Origin of the sequence: Roseburia sp. AF12-17LB, assembly GCF_003479605.1 — a bacterium.
In the GTDB taxonomy this organism is placed as follows: domain Bacteria; phylum Bacillota; class Clostridia; order Lachnospirales; family Lachnospiraceae; genus Roseburia_C; species Roseburia_C amylophila.
In genome coordinates this window covers 26,723-48,844 of record NZ_QUHR01000003.1, presented here as the reverse complement: position 1 = coordinate 48,844, position 22,122 = coordinate 26,723, and the positions used below count along the sequence as shown (strand labels likewise).

Here is a 22,122-nt window from a genome sequence, read left to right as displayed (position 1 = left end):
AATCAATTGGAGGAATTGAAGCATGAGAGAGAAGATTTTAACCTTTATAGAGAAGAACAGCAGAATCGATTTAAAAGAGCTGGCTGTTGTATTAGGCGTAGAAGAAGCAGCCGTTATGAATGAATTAGAAGCAATGGAGAAAGAAAATATCATCTGTGGCTATCATACCTTGATTAACTGGGATAAAGCCGGCGTAGAAAAAGTATCCGCATTAATTGAAGTACGGGTTACTCCGCAGCGTGGTATGGGATTTGATAAAGTAGCAGAGCGTATTTATAATTATCCGGAAGTAAATTCTGTATATCTGATTTCAGGAAGCTTTGACCTTTTGGTGACCATCGAGGGAAAGAGCCTGCGTGAAGTATCCCAGTTCGTATCTGAGAAGCTTTCTGCACTGGATTCTGTATTAAGCACACAGACCAACTTTATCTTAAAGAAATACAAAGACCACGGAACCATTATGGCAGCAAAATCAAAAGATGAAAGGATACAGATGATACCATGAGAAATCCATTATCAAAAACAATCGTAACGATACAGCCATCTGGAATCCGGAAATTTTTTGATATTGTAAATGAGATGGAAGATGCTATTTCCTTAGGAGTAGGCGAGCCGGATTTTGATACTCCATGGCATATCCGGGATGAGGGAATTTATTCCTTAGAGAAGGGACGTACCTTCTATACTTCCAATGCCGGATTAAAAGAATTAAAAATAGAAATTGCAAAATACTTATTCCGTAATTATGACTTGCAGTATGATTATCAGCATGAAATCGTAGTAACCGTGGGCGGAAGCGAGGCAATTGATATTGCCATGCGTGCCATGCTTGACCCGGGCGATGAAGTATTAATCCCGATGCCAAGTTATGTATCATATCTGCCATGTGCCGTGCTTGCCAATGGTGTGCCGGTGCCGATTAATCTTAAGGCAGAAAACGATTTCCGTCTGACTGCAGAAGAATTAGAAGCGGCAATTACACCAAAGACCAAGCTTCTTGTTATGCCTTTCCCGAATAATCCGACCGGAGCAATCATGGAGAAAAAAGATTTAGAAGCAGTGGCAGAGGTAGTAAAGAAGCATGACCTCTTTGTCATCAGTGACGAGATTTATTCTGCACTGACTTATACCGAGAAGCATATTTCTATTGCATCCCTTCCGGGCATGAAGGAGCGTACCATTGTTATCAATGGATTTTCCAAATCCCATGCGATGACCGGATGGCGTTTGGGCTATGCCTGCGGACCGAGAATCATCTTAGACCAGATGTTAAAGATTCATCAGTATGCAATTATGTGTGCACCGACTACCTCACAGTATGCAGCAGTGGATGCACTCCGGGCAGGAGATGAAGATGTCCAGAGAATGCGGGAAGAATATAATGGCAGAAGAAGATATCTGATGCACCGTTTTGAAGAAATGGGCTTGGAGTGTTTTGAACCATATGGAGCCTTTTACTGTTTTCCATGTATCAAAGAATTTGGCATGACTTCTGAAGAATTTGCCACCAATCTCTTAAAGACAGAGAAGGTAGCGGTTGTTCCGGGAACTGCATTTGGTGACTGCGGAGAAGGATTTATCCGTATTTCCTATGCTTATTCCCTGGATAATCTGAAAGAGGCATTAGACCGTATGGAGCGTTACATAACAGGATTGCGAGGCGGGAACAATGGCGAAGCTTAATATCGTACTTTATGAGCCGGAGATTCCTTATAATACCGGAAATATCGGAAGAACCTGTGTAGCAACCGGAACCAGACTGCATCTGATTGAGCCGCTGGGCTTCCATCTGACAGAGAAAGCAATCAAGCGGGCAGGAATGGATTACTGGGACCAGCTGGATGTGACAAGATATGTCAATTATGAGGATTTCTTAGAGAAGAATCCGGGTGCAAAGATTTATATGGCAACCACCAAGGGGCGCCATGTTTATACAGAAGTAAATTATGAGCCGGACTGTTATATTATGTTTGGAAAGGAAAGTGCGGGTATTCCGGAAGAAATTCTGATACAGCATCCGGATGAGTGTATCCGGATTCCTATGATCGGAGATACCCGTTCCTTAAACTTATCCAATTCAGCAGCAATCGTATTATATGAAGCACTGCGCCAGAACAATTTTGACCATATGCGGCTGGCGGGTGAACTGCACAGATTACATTGGTAGAAAGGTAAATTATGGGCATCATCAAAGCAAAAGATTTGGTACATGAATATATAAGACGTGATGAAGAAGGCAATGTGGAGTCTATCCAGACTGCCCTTGATAAAGTAAGCCTTGATGTAAAAAAAGGTGACTTTATCGCAGTATTAGGACACAACGGTTCCGGAAAATCTACCCTTGCCAAGCATATCAATGCAATTTTAGAGCCCACAGAGGGAAGTCTCTGGGTAGATGGATTTGATACCACAGAAGAGAAGAATATCTGGGATATCAGACAGCGTGCCGGAATGGTATTCCAGAATCCGGACAACCAGATTATTGCAAGCGTGGTTGAAGAGGATGTCGGATTTGGCCCGGAAAATATAGGTGTGCCGACAGATGAAATCTGGCAGCGCGTGGAAGAAAGTTTAAAAGCGGTTGGCATGTTAAAATACAGAGAGCATTCCCCAAATAAATTATCCGGCGGACAGAAGCAGCGTGTGGCAATTGCCGGAGTTATGGCAATGCAGCCGGAGTGTATTGTTCTGGACGAGCCGACAGCTATGTTAGACCCGGTTGGAAGAAAAGAAGTATTAGAGGCTGTCCATGAACTGAACCGGAAAAAAGGTGTTACCATCATTCTGATTACACATTATATGGAAGAAGTAGTTGATGCTGACCATGTTTATGTTATGGATGCAGGAAAAGTTGTGATGCAGGGAACACCGCGCAGCATCTTTTCCCAGGTGGAACGGTTGAAGGAATATCGTCTGGATGTACCGCAGATTACGCTTTTGGCATATGAACTTAAGAAAGCGGGACTGGATATACCGGATGGAATCCTGACCAGAGAAGAACTGACGGAGGCGTTGAAAAAGCTATGTCAATCCTAATAAATGAATTAAATTATGTTTACAGCTCAGGCACTGCCTATGAGATACATGCCTTAAAGGATGTTAATCTGAAAATAGAAGATGGAGAATTTATCGGTATCATCGGACATACCGGTTCCGGTAAATCCACCCTGATTCAACACTTGAACGGACTGGTAAAAGCTACCAGCGGCGGCATTTATTATAATGGACAGGATATTTACGAAGAGGACTTTGATATGAAAGCCCTGCGTAGTAAAGTGGGACTTGTCTTTCAGTATCCGGAGCATCAGCTTTTTGAAACTACTATTTTTGATGATGTATCCTTTGGACCAAAGAACCAGGGACTGACCAAGGAAGAGGCAGGACTTCGGGCATTTGAAGCATTACGGAGCGTAGGACTTCCGGAAGAATTATATTATCAGTCACCATTTGATTTATCCGGTGGACAGAAACGCCGGGTGGCAATCGCAGGAGTGCTTGCTATGCGCCCGGAAGTACTGATTTTAGATGAACCGACAGCGGGACTTGACCCGAAGGGCCGTGATGAAATCTTAGATTTGCTTGCAGCAATGCATAAGGAACGAAAGATAACGATTATCCTTGTTTCCCATAGCATGGAAGATGTAGCAAAATATGTAAGCAGGATTATCGTAATGAATCAGGGACAGGTTATGTTCGATGATGTCCCGAAGGAAGTATTCCGTCATTATAAAGAACTGGAAGCAATCGGACTTGCTGCACCTCAGGTAACTTATCTGATGCATGAGTTAAAAGAGGAAGGCTTTCCGGTGAGTACAGATGCAACTACAGTAGATGAGGCACGGGATGAAATCCTGCGTGTGATAACAAAGAGACAGGATGGAACAGTATGTTAAGAGATATTACATTAGGACAATATTATCCGGCAGATTCAGTCATTCACAAGCTGGATCCGAGGGTAAAATTATTTGGAACGCTGATTTATATTATTTCCCTGTTTGTATTTAAGGGACTACCGGCATTTATACTGGCAGCAATCTTTCTGGTAGTATTAATCAAGCTGTCAAAGGTGCCATTTTCCTATATGGTTAAAGGATTGAAAACCATTGTACTGATTATGTTATTTGCAGCGGTATTTAATTTGTTTTTGACACCGGGAACAAAGCTGGTTTCCTTCTGGATTTTTACCATTACTTATGAGGGATTGAAAAATGCTGTTGTCATGATGGTTCGTCTGATTTTCTTAATTATCGGAACCTCGCTGATGACACTTACCACAACACCAAATGAGTTGACAGATGGTCTGGAAAAAGCGTTATCTCCATTAAAATATATTAAAGTCCCGGTACATGAAATTGCAATGATGATGTCTATTGCATTACGTTTTATCCCTATCTTAATCGAAGAGACAGATAAGATTATGAAGGCGCAGATGGCAAGAGGAGCAGATTTTGAACATGGAAATCTGATTCAGAAAGCGAAGAATATGGTGCCGCTTCTGGTGCCGTTATTTGTATCTGCATTCCGCCGTGCCAATGACCTTGCGATGGCAATGGAAGCCCGCTGTTATCGTGGAGGAGAAGGCAGAACCAAGATGAAACCGCTTCATTATCAGAAACGTGACCGCATGGCATATCTGACTTTACTGGTATATCTTGCAGCGGTTATCGGACTTCGTATCCTCTGGACTAACGTATTGTCCGGTATGGCAGCCGGCATACTTCCGGGAGCATTCCCATTATGAGTATAGAGATAAATCCAGCTGTGAACATAGAGAAAACAGAAGAACAGAAAGCACCATCTGCCCCAAACCGATTGAAACGGGTGAAGCTAATTGTAGCCTATGATGGCACAAATTATCACGGCTGGCAGGTGCAGCCCAACGGAGAGACGATAGAGGGCGTATTAAACCGCACTTTAAGCAGTCTCTTAGGGGAAAAGATTGTTGTGACCGGAGCATCCCGGACGGACGCGGGTGTACATTCCATGGGAAATGTAGCAGTATTTGATACGAAGAGCCGCATTCCGGCAGAAAAGATTTCTTATGCCCTGAACCAGCGGCTTCCGGAGGACATCGTAGTGCAGAAATCAGAGGAAGTACCAGCTGATTTTCATCCGAGACACTGTGACAGCCGGAAAACCTATGAATACCGGATTTTAAACCGGGAGTTTCCGCTTCCGATGTATCGGAATAACACATATTTCTGTTACCGCAAGCTGGATTTAGAGAAGATGCAGCAGGCGGCAGAATATTTAAGGGGAGAACATGATTTTAAAAGCTTCTGTGCTACAGCGGCAGTGGTTGAAACAACGGTTCGTACCATTTATGAGCTGACGGTAAGCAGGCAGGAGGATATCATTACAATCCGTGTTACTGGAAATGGATTCCTTTATAATATGGTCCGGATTATTGCAGGAACCCTGCTTCAGGCAGGCATGGGAATGATAGAGCCGGAAGAGATAAAAACAATTCTTGCGGCAAAGGAAAGAAGTGCTGCAGGACCAACGGCACCGGCACAGGGATTAACGATGATTGGAATCGAATATTTATGATAATAAGATAGATGGTATATGGCGAATGTTGTGGAAAATATTTGTAGAGAATTTACTTGACACACGAGGGGTCGTGTACTATAATATCTAAGTCTGACATAGTACAAGAATGTCAATCCAAAGCCCCGGAGCGACATTTCAACTATAGAAACAATAGTGTGGAACGCAAAGCGGACTGCGTCCGGACATTACGCAGAATGTATATGTTCCTTATAATTTCAAGGAGGTAAACCAATGAAAACTTTTATGGCTAGTCCAGCAACCATTGAGAGAAAATGGTATGTAGTAGACGCTGATGGAAAGACATTAGGACGTTTAGCATCAGAAGTTGCTAAAGTATTAAGAGGAAAGAATAAACCAACATTTACACCACATATCGATACAGGTGATTATGTAATCGTTGTAAATGCAGAGAAGATTAAAGTAACAGGTAAGAAATTAGACCAGAAGATTTATTACCATCATTCCGATTATGTAGGCGGTATGAAAGAGACTACATTAAAGGAAATGTTAGCAAAGCATCCAGAAAGAGTTATTGAGTTCGCTGTTAAGGGAATGCTTCCAAAGGGACCTTTAGGAAGAGAAATGTATACTAAATTATTTGTATACGCAGGACCAGACCACAAGCATGAAGCTCAGAAACCAGAAGCTTTAACATTTTAATAGGAGGTAAAAAACATTGGCTAATACAAAGTATTACGGAACAGGAAGAAGAAAATCCTCTGTTGCCAGAGTATATTTAGTACCAGGAACAGGTAAGATTACAGTAAATAAAAGAGATATCGATGAATATTTCGGATTAGAGACTTTGAAAGTTATCGTTCGTCAGCCATTAACAGTTACTGAGACAGCCGACAAGTTCGACGTATTGGTAAACGTAAAAGGTGGCGGATATACAGGACAGGCTGGAGCAATCCGTCATGGTATTGCAAGAGCATTACTTACCGTTGATGCAGATTACAGACCAGTTCTGAAATCTAACGGATTCTTAACAAGAGACCCACGTATGAAAGAAAGAAAGAAATACGGTCTCAAAGCTGCACGTCGTGCTCCACAGTTCAGCAAACGTTAGTCGTTTCCGAATTATATTCAAAACATTCAAACAATATTCCCGGAAGCTTTGGGCTTCCGGGATTTTTATCTAAGTACCAGGTCGGGTACACATTTTCCAATATATAGAAATAGTCTTATAAATAGCATTATTTTAACAGAAATCAAGATTATATAATTTCAGATTACCGTTACAATTTAATGATAAGCATTATCATAATCAGCATTATCATAATCAGAATATGATTACATTTACAAGCTGCTACTGGCGACTATTGCAGCACAAAATGAGCGATTCAGGGAAAGAGCTGTAGAAAAGATGGCACAGTTACAGCACAGGATGAGAGATTTAGGGAAAGAGCTGTAGAGGAGAAGACATAGTTACAGCACAGGATGAGCGATTCAGGGAAAGAGCTGTAGACGGGAAGATATAGTTACAGCCGAAAATGAGAGATTCGAGAAAAAAGCTGTAGAGGAGAAGACATAGTTACAGCGCAGAATGAGAAATTCAGGGAAAAAGCTGTAGATGGGAAGATATAGTTACAGCCGAAAATGAGAGATTCGAGAAAAAAGCTGTAGAGGAGAAGATATAGTTACAGCCGAAAATGAGAGATTCGAGAAAAAAGCTGTAGAGGAGAAGGCATAGTTACAGCACAAAATGAACATTTCGGGAAAAAAGCTGTAGAAAAGGGTGAAAAGTTACAGCTGAATTTGGGAGAGCCGGAGAAAAAGCTGCAGAAGGGGTGATTTAGTTACAGCTGAAAATGAGAGGGGAGAAAAAACAACTGTAATAGAATGGAAAAGTAGAGTTATTTATTGCAATTAATAAGAAGTGGAGGAAATGCATGAAGGGGTTAAGAAAATTATTGATAGAGGAATACTTGAGATTGGAGAAGATTGCTGGAAAGCTGAGAAAAGAATTAGCAGATATGCCAGAGGGAACGCTCAGGGTATCAAAATCTCATAATTATACTCAGTTTTATCATGTGAAAAAAGAGAATGATATGAAATGCCAAAAATTTCTTCAAAAATCTGAGATGGATTTAGTGAGAAAATTAGCTCAAAAATCATATGATGAAAAAGTATTGAGAATAGCAGAAAAACGGCTGCAACAAATGAAATCGCTAGTTGGGACATATCATGATAATGAAATTGAAGAAGTATATAAGAAGGAGCATCCTGCCCGAAAAGCATTCGTGATTCCGGTGGAACCAACAGAGGAGCAATTGGAAATGGAATGGTATAGGAGAGAATACAAGGGAAAAGAATTTCAGGAGGGAGTGCCGGTTATTATTACGGAAAAAGGGGAACGTGTGAGATCAAAAACAGAAAAAATGCTGGCAGACTTCTTTTATAGAAAAGAAATCTTATATAGATATGAAAAACCATTATATTTAAAAGGATATGGGATTGTTTATCCGGATTTTACATTCTTTTCCAGAAAAAAGCGAAAGGAAATTTATTGGGAACATGAGGGCATGATGGATGACCCTGAATATGCAAGAGCAGCAATAAGAAAGATTGAATCTTATGAAAAGAACGGAATATATCCGGGTGAAAATCTGATACTTACATTTGAAACTCAGCAGAATGTGCAGGATTTTAAAATTATAGAAGAGATGATAGACAGATATTTACAATAGATATATAAACAAGCAGGGAGCTTTTAAAGCTCCCTGCCAGCCAATAGAGCGTGCATGTAGGCAAATAGCCCAGCGCTTAGCCGATAGACCGAGCATTCAGGTAATAGAGCGTGCATTCAGCCATTAGACAAGTTCTCTGGAAAATACCCGGAATATCTTCCGGTTATTTCAGAAAGAACCGGATAAGCCTGTCATGAAGAGAAGTATATGGCTGGTATCTCATAGGCAGATCAATCCAGGTTTTTTTATCAACGATGCTTTTGTAATGGGAAAAGGTATCAAATCCGGTTTTACCATGATAAGAACCCATGCCACTTTCACCGAAGCCGCCAAAGCCCATTTCTGTTGTGGCAAGATGAATGATGGTATCGTTGATACAGCCACCACCGAAACCAGTATGGGAAATGACTTCGTCTGCAGTCTTTTTGCTTGAAGTAAAGATATAGAGTGCAAGAGGATGAGCCATGGAATTAATTTTGCCGGTAGCTTCACTCATGTGTGAAAAAGTTAATACAGGCATAACCGGACCGAAGATTTCTTCTGACATGACGGCATCTTCAAAAGTCACATGATCCATGACGGTTGGCTCAATCTGCAGCGTTTCTTCGTTGGAATTACCGCCAAAAATTACTTTTGAAGAATCAATCAACCTATTGATGCGATAAAAATGCTTTTCGTTGATGATTTTGCCATAATCGGAATTATCAAGAGGAGATTCCCCATATTGCCGGATGATTTCTTTTTTTATTTCTAAGAGCAAAGCATCTTTGATCTGCTCATCGCAATATACATAATCCGGTGCCACACAGGTCTGACCGCAGTTGAGATATTTCCCAAATACGATTCGTCTGGCGGCTAATTTCAGGTTGGCATCTGCTGCAACGATGCAGGGACTTTTTCCACCAAGCTCAAGTGTTACCGGAGTAAGGTGGGAAGCTGCATGCTCTAAGACAGTTTTGCCGACCGCCTGACTTCCGGTAAAGAATATATAGTCAAAGTGCGACTGCAAAAGAGCCGTATTTTCTGCCCGGCCACCGGTTACAACTGCTACATATTTCTCTTCAAAACATTCTTTTATCAGAGATGTGATGATGGCACTTGTGTTAGGCGAGTAGGCGCTTGGCTTTAAAATGACAGTATTTCCTGCGGCAATTGCATCGATTAATGGGTCAATGGTTAACAGGAAAGGATAATTCCAGGGGCTCATAATCAGTACAACACCATATGGAGACGGTTTTTTGTAGCTTCTGGAATGAAATTGTGCAAGGGGCGTATGAACGGTTTTTTCACTGGCAAATTTTCTGGTGTGCTTTATCATATAGGTAAGTTCGCTTAAAGCCAGTCCGGCTTCGCACATATAGCTTTCGTGGGCTGATTTTCCAAGGTCAGCCTTAAGCGCTGCTAAAATTTCATTTTCATGGTTTGAAATAGTATTTTTCAGCTTTTTTAAAGCGGCAATCCGGTAAGCAACTGATAATGTTTCACCGGTTTTAAAATAATTGCGCTGCGTAGAAACAAGTTCTGTTATTTCAGCTTCAGTCATTATTTTTCCTCCTCTGGCATAAGCATATAATAGTATTTTTCGAGCTCTTTTGCATTCATCAGAACTGGAACCGGATAAAGCGGGTTTGCTTCTTTATCGGCATATCTGGAAAGCTCCGGAATATCTTCTTTTTGAATCTCGGAAAAAGTATCACCAATCTGGAAATATTTTTTCATGTCTTTGATGGCAGAGATAAATTTATCAGCAGCTACTTCATAATCATCGGATTCGTCAGCAATACCTGCATAAACAGCAAGTTGGTAGAGCTTTTTGTAAATGGTAGAACCATAATCTTCTAATACCATCGGAAGTATTGTCGCATTGGCAAGTCCGTGTGGAATATTATATTTGCCGCCAAGGGAGTGGGCTACGGCATGGACATAGCCGACATAGGATTTGGTAAAAGCACATCCGGCAAAGAAAGAGGCTTTCAACATTTCTTTTCTTGCTTCTATATTCTGACCGTCGTCATATGCTTTGTAGATATTGTCAAAAATTAATTTAGTTGCTTTTTTAGCATATTTTCTGGTATGCCTTGTAGTAGAACCGCCAATATAAGCTTCTACGGCGTGGGTTAAGGCATCCATACCGGTGGTGGCGGTAAGAGATGGCGGAAGACTTATGGTTACTTTCGGGTCTAATACAGCATATGCAGGAATTAAAGGAAAATCATTGATGGCATATTTATGTCTTGTCTGGGCATCTGTGATAACAGCAGCGAGAGTGGTTTCGCTTCCGGTTCCTGCAGTTGTCGGAATCGCAACCAATAAAGGCAGTTTTTTATGCACTTTTAAGATACCTTTCATTTTGGATAAAGACTGCTTAGGTTTTGCAATTCTTGCACCGACGGCCTTGGCACAGTCGATACTGGAGCCACCACCAAAACCAATGATAGCATCACAATGTTTTTCAAGATAAAGCACTCTTGCTTCTTCTACATTTGTTGTAGTTGGATTAGCGACCGTCTTATCATAGATAAAATAATGGATGTTATGGTGGTCAAAATGCATAAGCATCCGGTCTAAAAGACCAAATTTGCGGATACCGGCATCTGTAATGATTAATATAGTATCAATGCCTTTTTCTTCAAAAAGCCCGGTCAGTTTGGAAGTGCTGTAAAAAACTTCCGGATGTCTGTAAGGCAAAAAAGGGATTGCAATTTTAAAACATTTCTGAAAAATTCTGCAATATGCAGCTTTACATTTATTCATGCTCATCATTCCTTTCTAATTCATTACAATATTGTTCTAAGTTTGTGGAAATTGTTTTTAATGCAGAATAAAAAACAGCCCGGGTTTCATCGGAAAGATCTGAGCCGCCAAAAGATACCGCATTGTTGATTGCGGCATTTACTTTTTGGGCATAAGCAATCCCTTTGGGTGTCAGGATGACCTTGGCGCGGTATTTCCGCTTGTCGGACGTATCTTCTGCGTTGACATATTCTACCAGCCCCTGTTCTAGGAGGTCGGCAAGCGCCCTGGAAATACCAGCCTTGTTTTCTTTGGCGAGAACACAGATTTCAGCGGCAGTAAGACCTTCCGGAGAATTGTTTAGAAAATTCATGCATGTAACATGAGTGCCCTTAAGACCAATTTTGTTCATCTCATATTTCTTTATTTTTACAATGTTTTTGTAAATCGATGCAATATTGGTGGTAAAGGTTTCAAATCGTTCAATCATAGCTGCCTCCATAAAGCTACGGGAAAAAGGTATAAATTTCCGTTATTTGCAAAAAAAAAAGATGTTGCATACTCAACATATAAAAGCATAACAGTTAAAAGTTGAATAGTCAACATCTTTGCGCATATATAGAATAAAAAAGTATTGGAAGCGAACTAATTCAATATAGAAAGAATAAATCTCCGGTTTCAGTTGGAGTTTACAGAAACCACACATCCGGATTGGTAGAAGAGATGCAGACAGCTCCGGCATATGCGGGATACAACCTTAGGCATCAGTGCCGGCAGGATTTCGATGTAATCCGGTTTAACAGAGCGGAGTTGTTTTTCAATGCTGCTGTAAGCCATGGAATCGATGACAAAGAAACGCAGAATCGTGGAAAGTTCTAATTCCCTGGCTCGTTTAATAAGGGATGGTTTGGTAGTGATAATACCGTCAGCCCGGGTAAATTTCTGAATGAAATCCACGGCAATCTCTTTCCCGGAAAGACCGTTAATTAAATCAATGTGTACCATAGCGGTTTTTCCGGCAGATTTCACTTTGTCTACAATATCTGAAATATTGCAGATATCTCCAAACAGAATAAAAATAACCTGGCTGTCACAGGTCAGACATTTTTCTAATCCTGTCATATCTTTAATTGCCACAATAATCGGTGAATTATTCATAGCGTCTCTACAGTTGGAAAGCATAATATAACCGCCTTTCTGAATCTTTGTAACTATTATACCTGTATTTGAAAAAAATGATAAAGAGAAATGAAAAGAAATATGTTATAATTTAAAGACAAATACATCGCAAAGAGAAAGAGGAAACAAATGGATTTTAATGCAGTTTATCATCAGGCGAGTGACAATTATTGTTATCCGTTGAATGAAGATGAGTTAATTATTAATATTAAGACGGGATATGATGTGCAATCGGTATCCATCATATCAGGAGACCCATTTGCTGCTGGTATCTTAGGTGGCGGAGAGAATTGGGATGGAACGGAAGAGGCAATCATTTATAAGAAGCGTCTGAAAAATCAGATTTGGTGGACAACAACCGTCCGACCGGAGTATAAACGTCTGAAATATTATTTTAAGTTACAGACAGAAAATGAAAGCTGGTTCTATTTTGAGGATGGATTTGTCAGTGATGAGCAGATGCATCTGGAAGGCAGAAGCCGCCAGTGTTTTGTATTTCCGTGGATGAATCCGTGCGATGTGCCGCGTACACCTGCATGGGTAAACGATACCGTGTGGTATCAGATTTTCCCGGACCGTTTCTGTAACGGCGACCATTCCATTGACCCGGAGGATGTAGTGCCGTGGCGTGAGCATGGCAGAGTGAAAAATGAGGAATGCTTTGGCGGAGATCTGGCTGGAATCACAAGTAAGCTGGATTACCTGCAGAATCTTGGAATCAATGGATTATACCTGACACCAATCAATGAGTCACCATCCAACCATAAGTATGATACGACGGATTATACAAAGATAGACCCACGGTTTGGAGATGAAGAGACATTGATTCATCTGGTGGAAGAAGCACATAAACGTGGCATCCGTGTAATGTTAGATGGCGTGTTTAATCATTGCGGATATTATTTTGCACCGTGGCAGGATGTCCTTGAAAAAGGACCGGAATCAGAATATTATGACTGGTTTATGATAAATGAATGGCCATTTGACCGGAAAGGAAAAGCTGCAAAGAAAAAACAGATTTATACCTTTGCCTTTTATGATGGAATGCCGAAAATCAATACCAATAATCCGGAGGTCAGAAAATATTTTGTCGATATCTGTGCAAACTGGGTGGAGCATTATGGTATTGACGGAATCCGTCTGGATGTGGCAAATGAGGTATCTCATCGATTCTGTAAGGAGCTGCATGCCAGAGTAAAGGAAATTAACCCGGACATTTATATTTTAGGAGAAATCTGGCACAATGCACTTCCATGGCTACGCGGGGATGAATTTGATGCCGTTATGAATTATCCACTGGGACAAAGTATTAAGGATTTCTGGATAGATAAAAGCCTGACCAATGAGGATTTTGAGTATACGATTAACCGCTGCTATACAAGCTATATGCAGCAGACCAATGATGTGCTTTTCAATCTTCTGGATTCTCATGATACAAAGCGGCTCCGCTCGGATGTGAAAAATCTGGATGAGTATTTTGCACAGATTGCAGTATTATTTGCAATGCCGGGCAGTCCTTGCATTTACTATGGAACAGAAATTGCAATGGAGGGAAGCTATGACCCGGATTGCAGACGTTGTATGCCTTGGAAGGACATTGAGGCTGGAAAATATGCTGAGCGCAGCAAAATTATTGCAACATTGATTCACCTGCGCAGGCAGGAACCACTTTTAAAAAGCCGCAATTTCCATTTCCCAAATGATTATGCCAAGTACAAGCGTGTTATCCAGTTCCGGAAAGTGGATTTTCCGGATTGTTATGTGGAGGTAATCATCAACTGCTGTGAAGAAGATGTTGAAGTGGAACAGCAGGGAGAAATCCTGCTTGCCCGCCACTACATTGATTCCACACTTTTGTCAAATGGCGTGTTGATAAGAAGAATAAGAAGGTAGATTAAAAAGGAAGAATATTTTGAAGAAAGAAGTAATTATAATGAAATGCATTATTTCTTTGCAATGCGGTCGGCCTCTGTAATCGGACGGAGAACACGGCATGGATTGCCGGCGGCAACGACATTGGAAGGAATGTCCTTTGTGACGACGCTTCCGGCACCGATAATGGTATTTCCACCAATGGTGATACCTGGAAGAATGGTGACATCACCGCCCATCCAGACGTTATCGCCAATAGTAATCGGAAGCGCCTTTTCCAGCCCAAGATTGCGTTCTTCGGCGATGGTAGCATGAACGGCTGTATACATGCCGCAGTTTGGACCGATAAAACAGTGGCTGCCAAGAGTGATTGGAGCACAGTCCATCAGATAGGCATTGTGATTGATAAAACAATCAGAGCCAATGTTACAGTTATAACCATAGTCGGTATAAAATGGGGAGAGAATGGTAACACGTTCACCCATTTTTGGAAGCAGTTTTTTAAGAATATCTTCCCGCAGCGCCTTTTCCTTTGGTGCAGTATGGTTGAAAGTGAAATATAAATCTTCGGCTTTCTCACGTTCTTCTGATAATTCCTGGTCATAATTGGCATCATACCAAAGTCCCAGCTTCATTTTTTCTGATTCTGTCATAGGAAACCTCCTGATTCGTTACAAATAGGAATTGTATAAAATAAATTGAAAATCATATTACAAAAACCACACATCCGGATTCGTAGATGAGATGCAGACTGCTCCGGCATTCAGCATGGAAACTACATCTTCTTTATCGGAAATGAGTCCGCCGGTAATAACCGGAACTTTTGAAAGCCGGCATATGCGGGATACAACCTTAGGCATCAGTGCCGGCAGGATTTCAATGTAATCCGGTTTTACAGAACGAAGCTGCTTTTCAATGCTGTCATAAGCCATGGAATCAATGACGAAGAATCGCAGAATCGTGGAAAGCTCTAATTCCCTGGCTCGTTTGATAAGGACTGGTTTTGTAGTGATAATTCCGTCGGCGTGGGTGTATTTGCGGATGAAATCCACAGCAATCTCTTTTCCGGACAGGCCATTGATTAAATCGATATGTACCATAGCCGTTTTCCCTGCAGCTTTGACCTTATCTACAATATCTGCAATATTGCAGATGTCTCCAAACAGGATAAAAATAACCTGGCTGTCGCAGGTGAGACATTTTTTCAATCCTGCCATATCCTTGATGGCTGCAATAATCGGAGAATTATCTATAGCATCTTTACAATTTGAAAGCATAGTAAAACCGCCTTTCTACGCATCGTATTTTCGTATTTATAAATATTATACCGTCATTTCCGGAAATGATAAAGGAAAACTATAAAATCATAAAGAAAAACAAACAGATACGCCAGCATCTGACCCCTCAATCAGATACTGGCGCACCAAAACAGTTATTCCCCTGGAATAAATATTTATCAGAATGATGTGAATCATTTGATAACAATGAGATTATAATTTTGCAGGAACATTTTTTGTGGCAACAATATCCACGCCGGTGCCTGCAACGTCCTGAACCAGAATATCTCCGATAGAGACCGGTGCAGGAACAGTGATGCCACAGAGAGCATTGATAATTGCAAAAATCTTTTCTTTTGGGATATCCTCTTTGGTTTTGCAGGACACCATCGGAATCGTGCCACCGGATACCCGGACGGTAGAAGTTACGATTCTGGTTGGATGGGTAACTTCCTTACGGGCATAAGCATCGCCGCGTTTGCAGGTGTTGCCGGTAACATCAAGAATTTCTGCATTTTCCATGGTTACGGTAATAGAGCAGCCTAAAGGGCAGCCGATACAGGTTAATTCACGTTTTTCCATCCTCTTACGCCTCCTCTATACAAATGGTAATCTGCTCTAAATCAGGGCAGTTGGTAAGCTGTTCTCTGGTAAGGACAACGGATTCCATTTCTCCCGGAGCCATTACCGGGCGTTTACGGAAACTGATACGTTCATCACCAAAATAAGTAGCAATTCCACAGTTTTTATAAATCTGTCCCACACGGAACCGGACAGTAACTTTGTCTGCCATAGCCTCCGGCCGGATGTATTTTGGAACGGTATAGCGGACGCCACCGGTTGGAATAATTTCGACAGATGGCTGGCTGCATTCGGAAACGGATGCATCGGAATGCTGGCTGTTGGTATTACATGCATCAGCAGTATTGCCGGATAAAATATAATGTGCAGCATTCGCTCCGGCGATACCGGCTTCTTCAGAAACATAATCCACCAGGTCATGGACATGCAGGACATTTCCACAGGCAAAAACACCGGAAATACTGGTTTCTAAGCTGTCATTTACAACAGGACCGGAGGTGACCGGATTTAAAGTGACACCGGCACTGCGGCTTAATTCATTTTCTGGAATCAGACCACAGGATAAGAGCAGGGTATCACAGGAATAATATTCTTCTGTGCCGGGAATTGGCTTTCCATCGGTACCGACTTCTGCAATGGTAACACCGGTGACACGCTCTTTTCCTTCAATATCAATAACGGTATGGCTTAATTTCAACGGAATATCAAAGTCATTCAGACATTGTACAATATTACGCTTGAGACCGCCGGAATAAGGCATCAGTTCAGCTACGACTTTTACTTTGGCACCTTCTAAAGTCATGCGGCGTGCCATGATAAGTCCGATATCACCGGAGCCTAAGATAACGACTTCCCTGCCCGGCATATAGCCTTCCATATTGACAAGACGCTGTGCCGTTCCAGCGGAGTAGATACCTGCAGGACGATAGCCCGGAATATTCAGGGCACCACGGCTCCGTTCCCTGCAGCCCATGGCAAGGATAATTGCTTTTGCCTGAATCTCAAACATGCCATCTTTCCGGTTCATGGCAGTTACTTTCTTTTCGTGTGAGATGTCCATTACCATAGTATTCAGTTTATAAGAGATGCCAAGGGAGAGTACTTTTTCGATAAAACGGGAAGCATATTCCGGTCCGGTCAGTTCTTCTTTAAAGGTATGAAGTCCAAAACCGTTGTGGATGCACTGGTTTAAGATGCCGCCCAGCTCTTTGTCACGTTCAAGAATGAGAATATCATTTATTCCATTTTCTTTTGCGGATACAGCGGCTGCAAGTCCTGCAGGACCGCCTCCAACGATTACTAAATCATATGATTTCATGGCATTTCCTCCTGAATCTCTTTGTTATATCCATAGACAAACTGTGAAGAGCCACCACATTTGCTGATGTCCGTCATTTCCATAGGAACTTCTCTGGCAAGAATTTCCATGGTGCGTGGGGAGCAGAAACCTGCCTGACAGCGCCCCATGCCGGCTCTGGTGCGACGTTTGATGGCATCTAAGGAGCGGGCACCCAGCGGACGGTGGATGGCATCAAGGATTTCTCCTTCTGAAATCATCTCGCAGCGGCAGATAATATTACCGTAGGCGGGCTGCTTTTTAATCAGTTCATTTCTTTCTTCTAAGGAAAGCGCTTCCGGTCTTAAAATTCCTTTGCGGGTGGCAATGAAATTTTCTTTTTCAGTTAAATGCATCTTATCCTGCACCAGCCTGGCCATCATGACACCAATGGCTGGAGCGGAGGAAAGTCCTGGAGATTCGATACCAGCGGCATCAAAGAAGCCGGGAGCATCAGCTGCTTCGCCAATGATAAAGTCGCCATTATCTTCATGGGCACGCAGCCCTGCAAAAGAAGTAATGACCTGCCGCATCGGAAGATTCTTAACGCTGTGGGAGGCTTTTTCGGAAAGAGAAGCAAGTCCTTCTCTGGTGGTATTGATGCCTTCTTTGTTGTCGGTATCCTCTGCGGTCGGACCAACGAGAAGATTGCCGTGAACCGTAGGAGTAACCAGGACACCTTTTCCCATTTTACCCGGTAGCTGGAAAATCGTATGGGATACATGAGTTCCGGCAGATTTATCAAGAAGCTGGTATTCACCTTTCCGGGCGGTAATGTGAAGTTTTTTGCTGCTTACCATATTGTGAAAAACATCTGCATATACACCGGCAGCGTTGATAACAGTTTTTGCGGTGATATCCTGCTTATCAGTGGAAATCAGGTATCCATCTTCTAGGCTGGTGATAGAAGTTACAGCAGTATTTAAAAAGAATTCAACGCCATTTGCAACGGCATTTTCCGCGAAGGCAATTGTCATATGAAACGGACAGACGATACCACCTGTGGGTGCGTAGAGAGCACTTGTGACATGGTCGTCTAAATTTGGCTCCATGGTGTGTAAGGCTTCGCGGTCAAGAATGCGTAAGTCTTTGACCCCGTTTTCTTTCCCCTGTTCCAAAAGACGTTCCAATTCGCTGGCATCCTGTTCATCGGTGCAGACCACCAGAGAACCGTTTCGTACAAAAGGAATGTCCAGATCCTTAGAGAGAGTATCCATCATGGCATTTCCTTCTACATTAAGCTTTGCTTTCAGTGTGCCCGGTTTTGCGTCAAATCCGGCGTGGATAATGGCACTGTTGGCTTTGGAGGTTCCGCAGCAGACATCCTCTTCCCGTTCAATGACACAGATGCCTGCCTGATAGCGGGATAACTCTCTGGCAATGGCACAGCCGGTGACTCCGGCACCAATAATTGCAATATCGTACATATAAAACTCCTTTCTGCTGGCAACAAAAAAAGCAAGATAAATAAAAGCGATGCTCTCGCTCTTCTTTACCTTGCTCTCGTCTCTTGGTAATTCAATCTTTATTTATGCATATTATAACATGAATTGGAATGGGTGACAATTCCTTTTTTACAGTAAAATGAAAAACATAATTTAGGCGAGTGACGAGAAAATGTCAGAAAATTTGAAAAACAGGTATCACAAAGTTTTGCCCTATGCTATACTAGAACTATGGGAAAAACAGAGCATCAGAAACTGAAAATATTATATATATTAGAACTGCTGTATGAACAGACGGATGAGAAGCATGCTGTCAGGATGAGGGATATTATAGCATATCTGAATCAGAAAGGTATTTCGGCAGAACGCAAAAGTATTTATCGGGATTTGGAGATGCTGCAGGACTTTGGTGTGGATATTTTAAGGGAACAGGAGTACCGAGGCGGATATTATATCGGAAGCCGTGATTTTGAACTGGCAGAATTGAAACTTTTGGTGGATGCGGTGCAGTCATCGAAGTTCATTACACAGAAGAAATCAAGAGAGCTGATACATAAGTTGGAGAAGCTGGTCAGCGTCTATGAGGCAAAACAGCTTCAGCGTCAGGTAGTGGTAACCAACCGGAATAAGACCATTAATGAGAATATTTATTATAACATTGATATGATTTACAATGGAATTTCCGGAGATGTAAAAATCCGTTTTCAGTATTTTTCGTGGAATATCGAAAAAGAAATGGAGCTTCGACGGGACGGAGCATTTTACGAGGTGAGTCCGCTGGTGCTTTCCTGGGATGACGAGAATTATTATCTCATAGCATATGATGAGGAAGATAGGATTATCAAGCATTTCCGCGTGGATAAGATGCTTAAGATTTCACTGACCAGAAAGAAACGGGAAGGTCTTAAGCAGTTTGAAACCTTTGATATTGCATCTTATTCAAAGAAAACTTTTGGTATGTTTGCCGGTGAGGAAGAAACGGTGACACTGCTTTGTGAAAATGATATGATTGGCGTGGTGATTGACCGGTTTGGGCAGGAAGTAAATGTCAGAAAAGCAGATGATATGCATTTTAGAGCAAGACTTCATGTGGCAGTCAGCGGACAGTTTTACGGCTGGCTTTGTGGTCTTGGAGAAAAGGTTGAGATTATTGAGCCGGCAGAGATGAGAGAAAACTATGTGACATATCTTCAGAGGATACAGAATAAATACAGTTAGCAGGTGATGGGAAGAATGGAGACAGAAGTTAAGTATTGTAAGATGTGCAGAAAGGCATTGCCGCCTTTGTCAGACAGGGAATACTGTTATGCCTGTGAGGAACTGCTTCTTTTTGATAAAGTGCGGGAATTTGTACGAAACAATGATGTAAATGAATATCAGGTGGCAGAGTATTTTGATATTCCGGTACGGATGGTAAAGCAGTGGATTAAAGAGGGAAGAATTGAATATAAAGAAAAGGATAAAGCAGGTATTATGTCGAATTATTGTTCCCGGTGCGGACAGCCGGTTTCCTTTGGAACACTTTGTCCACAGTGCCTGCGTCTTTTAAATGGAGAAAAGGCCAGAATGATTGGCTTCTCAAAACCGGAAGAAGGGGAAGAGGGCGAGATGCGTTTCTTAGACGGAGAAAGAAAGTAAGCAGTACTGCTTTGATTTTTGGTTATATTTGTAAAACAGAAACAGCCTGTGATTTTCATGATGTATCATGAAAATCACAGGCTGTTTTTAAAATAAAGTCTATTTCTGCTTTCTGATTTCAGTTGCTGCTTTAATAAAGCCTTTGAATAAAGGATGTGGACGGTTTGGTCTGGATTTTAATTCTGGATGGGCCTGGGTTGCAACGAACCAAGGGTGTCCAGGAATTTCTACCATTTCTACGATACGTCCATCTGGAGAAAGACCACACAGCTTCATACCGTTTTCGGTAAGAATGTTACGGTAATCATTGTTCACTTCGTATCTGTGACGATGTCTTTCGTGGATGGTTTCTTCTCCGTAAACCTGATAAGCAAGGGAATCAGTATCCAGAACACATGGGTAAGAACCGAGACGTAAGGTTCCACCGATGTCTTCAATGCCATCCTGATCCGGCATCAGAGCAATGACAGGATGTGTGGTATTCGGATCCAATTCGATGCTGTGCGCGTCATTGAGTCTGCAGACGTGTCTTGCATATTCAATGATAGCAACCTGCATACCAAGACAGAGACCAAGGTATGGAATTTTATGTTCTCTTGCATATTTTGCAGCAGTAATCATTCCTTCTACACCACGGTCACCGAAACCACCCGGTACAATAATTCCGTCAGAATTACCAAGAATTTCTTCTGCATTTTCATCATTTAATAATTCGGAATCTACCCAGTTTAAATTAACGGTTGCACGCTCGGCAATTCCACCATGTTTTAATGCTTCTACAACAGAGATATAGGCATCATGAAGCTGTGTATATTTTCCGACTAAGGAGATATTTACCTCCTGAATCGGATTGCGTAATGCTTCTACCATATCGGTCCAGTCTTTTAAATCCGGCTCCGGACATGGAAGATGAAGAGAATCGCAGGCAACCTTTGCCAGATTTTCTTTTTCCATGGCAAGTGGTGCTTCGTAGAGATATTCTACGTCCAGATTCTGCAGCACATGGTCATTTGGCACATTACAGAATAAAGCAATTTTATCTTTTAAACCCTGGTCTAAAGGATGCTCGGAACGGCATACGATAATATCCGGCTGGATACCCATTCCCTGTAATTCTTTTACGCTGGACTGTGTCGGTTTGGTCTTTAATTCACCGGATGCCTTGATATAAGGAATCAGTGTTACATGAATCAGAATTGCATTTTCATGTCCGACTTCATGCTGGAACTGTCTGATGGACTCTAAGAAAGGCTGGCTTTCAATATCTCCGACAGTACCACCTACTTCAATGATGGCAATATGGGTATCATTGGAAGTAAAGTTACGGTAGAATCGGCTCTTGATTTCATTGGTAATATGTGGAATTACCTGAACAGTACCTCCACCAAAGTCTCCACGGCGTTCTTTCTGAAGTACAGACCAGTAAACCTTTCCGGTAGTAACGTTAGAATTCTTGGTAAGACTTTCGTCAATGAAACGTTCATAATGGCCTAAATCCAGGTCGGTTTCTGCTCCATCATCGGTAACGAAAACTTCACCGTGCTGGATTGGGTTCATGGTACCCGGGTCAATATTGATATACGGGTCAAATTTCTGCATGGTAACCTTGTAGCCTCTGGCTTTTAACAGACGGCCAAGTGATGCAGCAGTAATGCCTTTTCCGAGACCGGAAACAACTCCACCGGTGACAAAGACGTATTTTACAGGCATGGTAGTTCCTCCTTAAATGTGTGTATATGGTTAAAACTTAGATAGACCGACAGTGAATGCGCCGTCGGTCTCATTTTTTCTCAAACTTAGTCTATTATACAACGACA

The 22,122-nt window shown here is 41.9% G+C and carries 23 protein-coding genes; 13 read left to right on the top strand and 10 right to left on the bottom strand.

Going from position 1 to position 22,122, the window contains the following annotated elements:
• Positions 1-22 precede the first annotated feature (22 nt).
• From DWV68_RS04805 to DWV68_RS04760, 10 genes are all read left to right on the top strand, one after another.
• A complete protein-coding gene (locus tag DWV68_RS04805; protein WP_117696612.1) occupies positions 23-505 on the top strand; it encodes an Lrp/AsnC family transcriptional regulator in 483 nt (160 codons plus the stop codon).
• Complete coding sequence (locus DWV68_RS04800; protein ID WP_022242738.1) at positions 502-1,683, top strand: aminotransferase class I/II-fold pyridoxal phosphate-dependent enzyme; 1,182 nt, start codon at positions 502-504, stop codon at positions 1,681-1,683. The genes DWV68_RS04805 and DWV68_RS04800 overlap by 4 nt, the downstream gene beginning before the upstream one ends.
• Positions 1,670-2,167, top strand: a complete 498-nt coding sequence (locus tag DWV68_RS04795) for a tRNA (cytidine(34)-2'-O)-methyltransferase (protein ID WP_022242739.1) — start codon at positions 1,670-1,672, stop codon at positions 2,165-2,167. Before DWV68_RS04800 ends, DWV68_RS04795 begins: the two co-directional genes overlap by 14 nt.
• An 11-nt stretch (positions 2,168-2,178) precedes the next feature.
• Positions 2,179-3,036: an energy-coupling factor transporter ATPase gene (locus tag DWV68_RS04790; RefSeq protein WP_117841650.1), complete on the top strand. Its 858-nt coding sequence runs from the start codon at positions 2,179-2,181 to the stop codon at positions 3,034-3,036.
• The gene (locus DWV68_RS04785; protein WP_118172862.1) at positions 3,024-3,893 is read left to right on the top strand and encodes an energy-coupling factor transporter ATPase; all 870 of its coding nucleotides are present in this window, start codon (positions 3,024-3,026) and stop codon (positions 3,891-3,893) included. Before DWV68_RS04790 ends, DWV68_RS04785 begins: the two co-directional genes overlap by 13 nt.
• A complete protein-coding gene (locus DWV68_RS04780) occupies positions 3,887-4,741 on the top strand; it encodes an energy-coupling factor transporter transmembrane component T family protein (protein ID WP_118172861.1) in 855 nt (284 codons plus the stop codon). The genes DWV68_RS04785 and DWV68_RS04780 overlap by 7 nt, the downstream gene beginning before the upstream one ends.
• Positions 4,742-4,812: 71 nt before the next feature.
• Entirely contained in the window at positions 4,813-5,550 is a 738-nt protein-coding gene (gene truA / locus DWV68_RS04775) for a tRNA pseudouridine(38-40) synthase TruA (protein ID WP_118172917.1), read from the top strand.
• A gap of 234 nt (positions 5,551-5,784) precedes the next feature.
• Entirely contained in the window at positions 5,785-6,213 is a 429-nt protein-coding gene (gene rplM / locus DWV68_RS04770) for a 50S ribosomal protein L13 (protein ID WP_022242744.1), read from the top strand.
• A gap of 16 nt (positions 6,214-6,229) precedes the next feature.
• Positions 6,230-6,622: a 30S ribosomal protein S9 gene (gene rpsI, locus DWV68_RS04765; protein WP_022242745.1), complete on the top strand. Its 393-nt coding sequence runs from the start codon at positions 6,230-6,232 to the stop codon at positions 6,620-6,622.
• Between the two features lie 823 nt (positions 6,623-7,445).
• Complete coding sequence (locus DWV68_RS04760) at positions 7,446-8,243, top strand: hypothetical protein (protein WP_118177183.1); 798 nt, start codon at positions 7,446-7,448, stop codon at positions 8,241-8,243.
• Between the two features lie 163 nt (positions 8,244-8,406).
• Here the strand turns inward: DWV68_RS04760 and DWV68_RS04755 are convergent, their stop codons facing one another.
• From DWV68_RS04755 to DWV68_RS04740, 4 genes are all read right to left on the bottom strand, one after another.
• Entirely contained in the window at positions 8,407-9,786 is a 1,380-nt protein-coding gene (locus DWV68_RS04755) for an aldehyde dehydrogenase (RefSeq protein WP_118177182.1), read from the bottom strand.
• Complete coding sequence (locus DWV68_RS04750; RefSeq protein ID WP_118057094.1) at positions 9,786-10,997, bottom strand: iron-containing alcohol dehydrogenase; 1,212 nt, start codon at positions 10,995-10,997, stop codon at positions 9,786-9,788. The genes DWV68_RS04755 and DWV68_RS04750 overlap by 1 nt, the downstream gene beginning before the upstream one ends.
• Entirely contained in the window at positions 10,990-11,466 is a 477-nt protein-coding gene (locus DWV68_RS04745) for a MarR family winged helix-turn-helix transcriptional regulator (protein ID WP_197420813.1), read from the bottom strand. The genes DWV68_RS04750 and DWV68_RS04745 overlap by 8 nt, the downstream gene beginning before the upstream one ends.
• A gap of 188 nt (positions 11,467-11,654) precedes the next feature.
• Positions 11,655-12,158: a glycerol-3-phosphate responsive antiterminator gene (locus DWV68_RS04740; protein ID WP_330419927.1), complete on the bottom strand. Its 504-nt coding sequence runs from the start codon at positions 12,156-12,158 to the stop codon at positions 11,655-11,657.
• A 126-nt stretch (positions 12,159-12,284) separates the two neighbouring features.
• Here DWV68_RS04740 and DWV68_RS04735 point away from each other — a divergent pair, with 126 nt between their 5' ends.
• Positions 12,285-14,048 (top strand): glycoside hydrolase family 13 protein, encoded by a 1,764-nt coding sequence (locus DWV68_RS04735; RefSeq protein ID WP_118665130.1) that lies wholly within the window; start codon positions 12,285-12,287, stop codon positions 14,046-14,048.
• Between the two features lie 50 nt (positions 14,049-14,098).
• On the opposite strand, the gene DWV68_RS04730 is transcribed toward DWV68_RS04735, so the two are convergent.
• From DWV68_RS04730 to DWV68_RS04710, 5 genes are all read right to left on the bottom strand, one after another.
• Positions 14,099-14,680: a sugar O-acetyltransferase gene (locus DWV68_RS04730; RefSeq protein WP_118665128.1), complete on the bottom strand. Its 582-nt coding sequence runs from the start codon at positions 14,678-14,680 to the stop codon at positions 14,099-14,101.
• Between the two features lie 57 nt (positions 14,681-14,737).
• Positions 14,738-15,304, bottom strand: a complete 567-nt coding sequence (locus DWV68_RS04725) for a glycerol-3-phosphate responsive antiterminator (RefSeq protein ID WP_117841659.1) — start codon at positions 15,302-15,304, stop codon at positions 14,738-14,740.
• 213 nt (positions 15,305-15,517) lie between these two features.
• Complete coding sequence (locus tag DWV68_RS04720) at positions 15,518-15,886, bottom strand: DUF1667 domain-containing protein (protein WP_117696644.1); 369 nt, start codon at positions 15,884-15,886, stop codon at positions 15,518-15,520.
• A gap of 4 nt (positions 15,887-15,890) precedes the next feature.
• Positions 15,891-17,204, bottom strand: coding sequence for an NAD(P)/FAD-dependent oxidoreductase (locus tag DWV68_RS04715; RefSeq protein WP_118665126.1), 1,314 nt, complete (start codon positions 17,202-17,204; stop codon positions 15,891-15,893).
• Positions 17,201-18,649 (bottom strand): NAD(P)/FAD-dependent oxidoreductase, encoded by a 1,449-nt coding sequence (locus tag DWV68_RS04710; protein ID WP_118665124.1) that lies wholly within the window; start codon positions 18,647-18,649, stop codon positions 17,201-17,203. The genes DWV68_RS04715 and DWV68_RS04710 overlap by 4 nt, the downstream gene beginning before the upstream one ends.
• A 249-nt stretch (positions 18,650-18,898) precedes the next feature.
• Here DWV68_RS04710 and DWV68_RS04705 point away from each other — a divergent pair, with 249 nt between their 5' ends.
• Both DWV68_RS04705 and DWV68_RS04700 read left to right on the top strand, forming a co-directional pair.
• Entirely contained in the window at positions 18,899-19,885 is a 987-nt protein-coding gene (locus tag DWV68_RS04705; protein ID WP_117947732.1) for a helix-turn-helix transcriptional regulator, read from the top strand.
• A gap of 15 nt (positions 19,886-19,900) precedes the next feature.
• A complete protein-coding gene (locus DWV68_RS04700; RefSeq protein WP_022243589.1) occupies positions 19,901-20,305 on the top strand; it encodes a hypothetical protein in 405 nt (134 codons plus the stop codon).
• Positions 20,306-20,404: 99 nt separating this feature from the next.
• On the opposite strand, the gene DWV68_RS04695 is transcribed toward DWV68_RS04700, so the two are convergent.
• On the bottom strand, positions 20,405-22,015 hold the full coding sequence (locus tag DWV68_RS04695; RefSeq protein ID WP_117947730.1) for a CTP synthase: 1,611 nt from the start codon (positions 22,013-22,015) through the stop codon (positions 20,405-20,407).
• Between the last annotated feature and the right edge of the window lie 107 nt (positions 22,016-22,122).

What these genes read in the sequence shown, in the direction of transcription:
- DWV68_RS04805 (WP_117696612.1), top strand. Translation starts at nt 23, where the DNA reads ATGAGAGAGAAGATTTTAACCTTTATAGAGAAGAACAGCAGAATCGAT.
- DWV68_RS04800 (WP_022242738.1), top strand. Translation starts at nt 502, where the DNA reads ATGAGAAATCCATTATCAAAAACAATCGTAACGATACAGCCATCTGGA.
- DWV68_RS04795 (WP_022242739.1), top strand. Translation starts at nt 1,670, where the DNA reads ATGGCGAAGCTTAATATCGTACTTTATGAGCCGGAGATTCCTTATAAT.
- DWV68_RS04790 (WP_117841650.1), top strand. Translation starts at nt 2,179, where the DNA reads ATGGGCATCATCAAAGCAAAAGATTTGGTACATGAATATATAAGACGT.
- DWV68_RS04785 (WP_118172862.1), top strand. Translation starts at nt 3,024, where the DNA reads ATGTCAATCCTAATAAATGAATTAAATTATGTTTACAGCTCAGGCACT.
- DWV68_RS04780 (WP_118172861.1), top strand. Translation starts at nt 3,887, where the DNA reads ATGTTAAGAGATATTACATTAGGACAATATTATCCGGCAGATTCAGTC.
- rplM (WP_022242744.1), top strand. Translation starts at nt 5,785, where the DNA reads ATGAAAACTTTTATGGCTAGTCCAGCAACCATTGAGAGAAAATGGTAT.
- DWV68_RS04760 (WP_118177183.1), top strand. Translation starts at nt 7,446, where the DNA reads ATGAAGGGGTTAAGAAAATTATTGATAGAGGAATACTTGAGATTGGAG.
- DWV68_RS04755 (WP_118177182.1), bottom strand. Translation starts at nt 9,786, where the DNA reads ATGACTGAAGCTGAAATAACAGAACTTGTTTCTACGCAGCGCAATTAT.
- DWV68_RS04750 (WP_118057094.1), bottom strand. Translation starts at nt 10,997, where the DNA reads ATGAATAAATGTAAAGCTGCATATTGCAGAATTTTTCAGAAATGTTTT.
- DWV68_RS04745 (WP_197420813.1), bottom strand. Translation starts at nt 11,466, where the DNA reads ATGATTGAACGATTTGAAACCTTTACCACCAATATTGCATCGATTTAC.
- DWV68_RS04740 (WP_330419927.1), bottom strand. Translation starts at nt 12,158, where the DNA reads ATGCTTTCCAACTGTAGAGACGCTATGAATAATTCACCGATTATTGTG.
- DWV68_RS04735 (WP_118665130.1), top strand. Translation starts at nt 12,285, where the DNA reads ATGGATTTTAATGCAGTTTATCATCAGGCGAGTGACAATTATTGTTAT.
- DWV68_RS04730 (WP_118665128.1), bottom strand. Translation starts at nt 14,680, where the DNA reads ATGACAGAATCAGAAAAAATGAAGCTGGGACTTTGGTATGATGCCAAT.
- DWV68_RS04725 (WP_117841659.1), bottom strand. Translation starts at nt 15,304, where the DNA reads ATGCTTTCAAATTGTAAAGATGCTATAGATAATTCTCCGATTATTGCA.
- DWV68_RS04720 (WP_117696644.1), bottom strand. Translation starts at nt 15,886, where the DNA reads ATGGAAAAACGTGAATTAACCTGTATCGGCTGCCCTTTAGGCTGCTCT.
- DWV68_RS04715 (WP_118665126.1), bottom strand. Translation starts at nt 17,204, where the DNA reads ATGAAATCATATGATTTAGTAATCGTTGGAGGCGGTCCTGCAGGACTT.
- DWV68_RS04710 (WP_118665124.1), bottom strand. Translation starts at nt 18,649, where the DNA reads ATGTACGATATTGCAATTATTGGTGCCGGAGTCACCGGCTGTGCCATT.
- DWV68_RS04705 (WP_117947732.1), top strand. Translation starts at nt 18,899, where the DNA reads ATGGGAAAAACAGAGCATCAGAAACTGAAAATATTATATATATTAGAA.
- DWV68_RS04700 (WP_022243589.1), top strand. Translation starts at nt 19,901, where the DNA reads ATGGAGACAGAAGTTAAGTATTGTAAGATGTGCAGAAAGGCATTGCCG.
- DWV68_RS04695 (WP_117947730.1), bottom strand. Translation starts at nt 22,015, where the DNA reads ATGCCTGTAAAATACGTCTTTGTCACCGGTGGAGTTGTTTCCGGTCTC.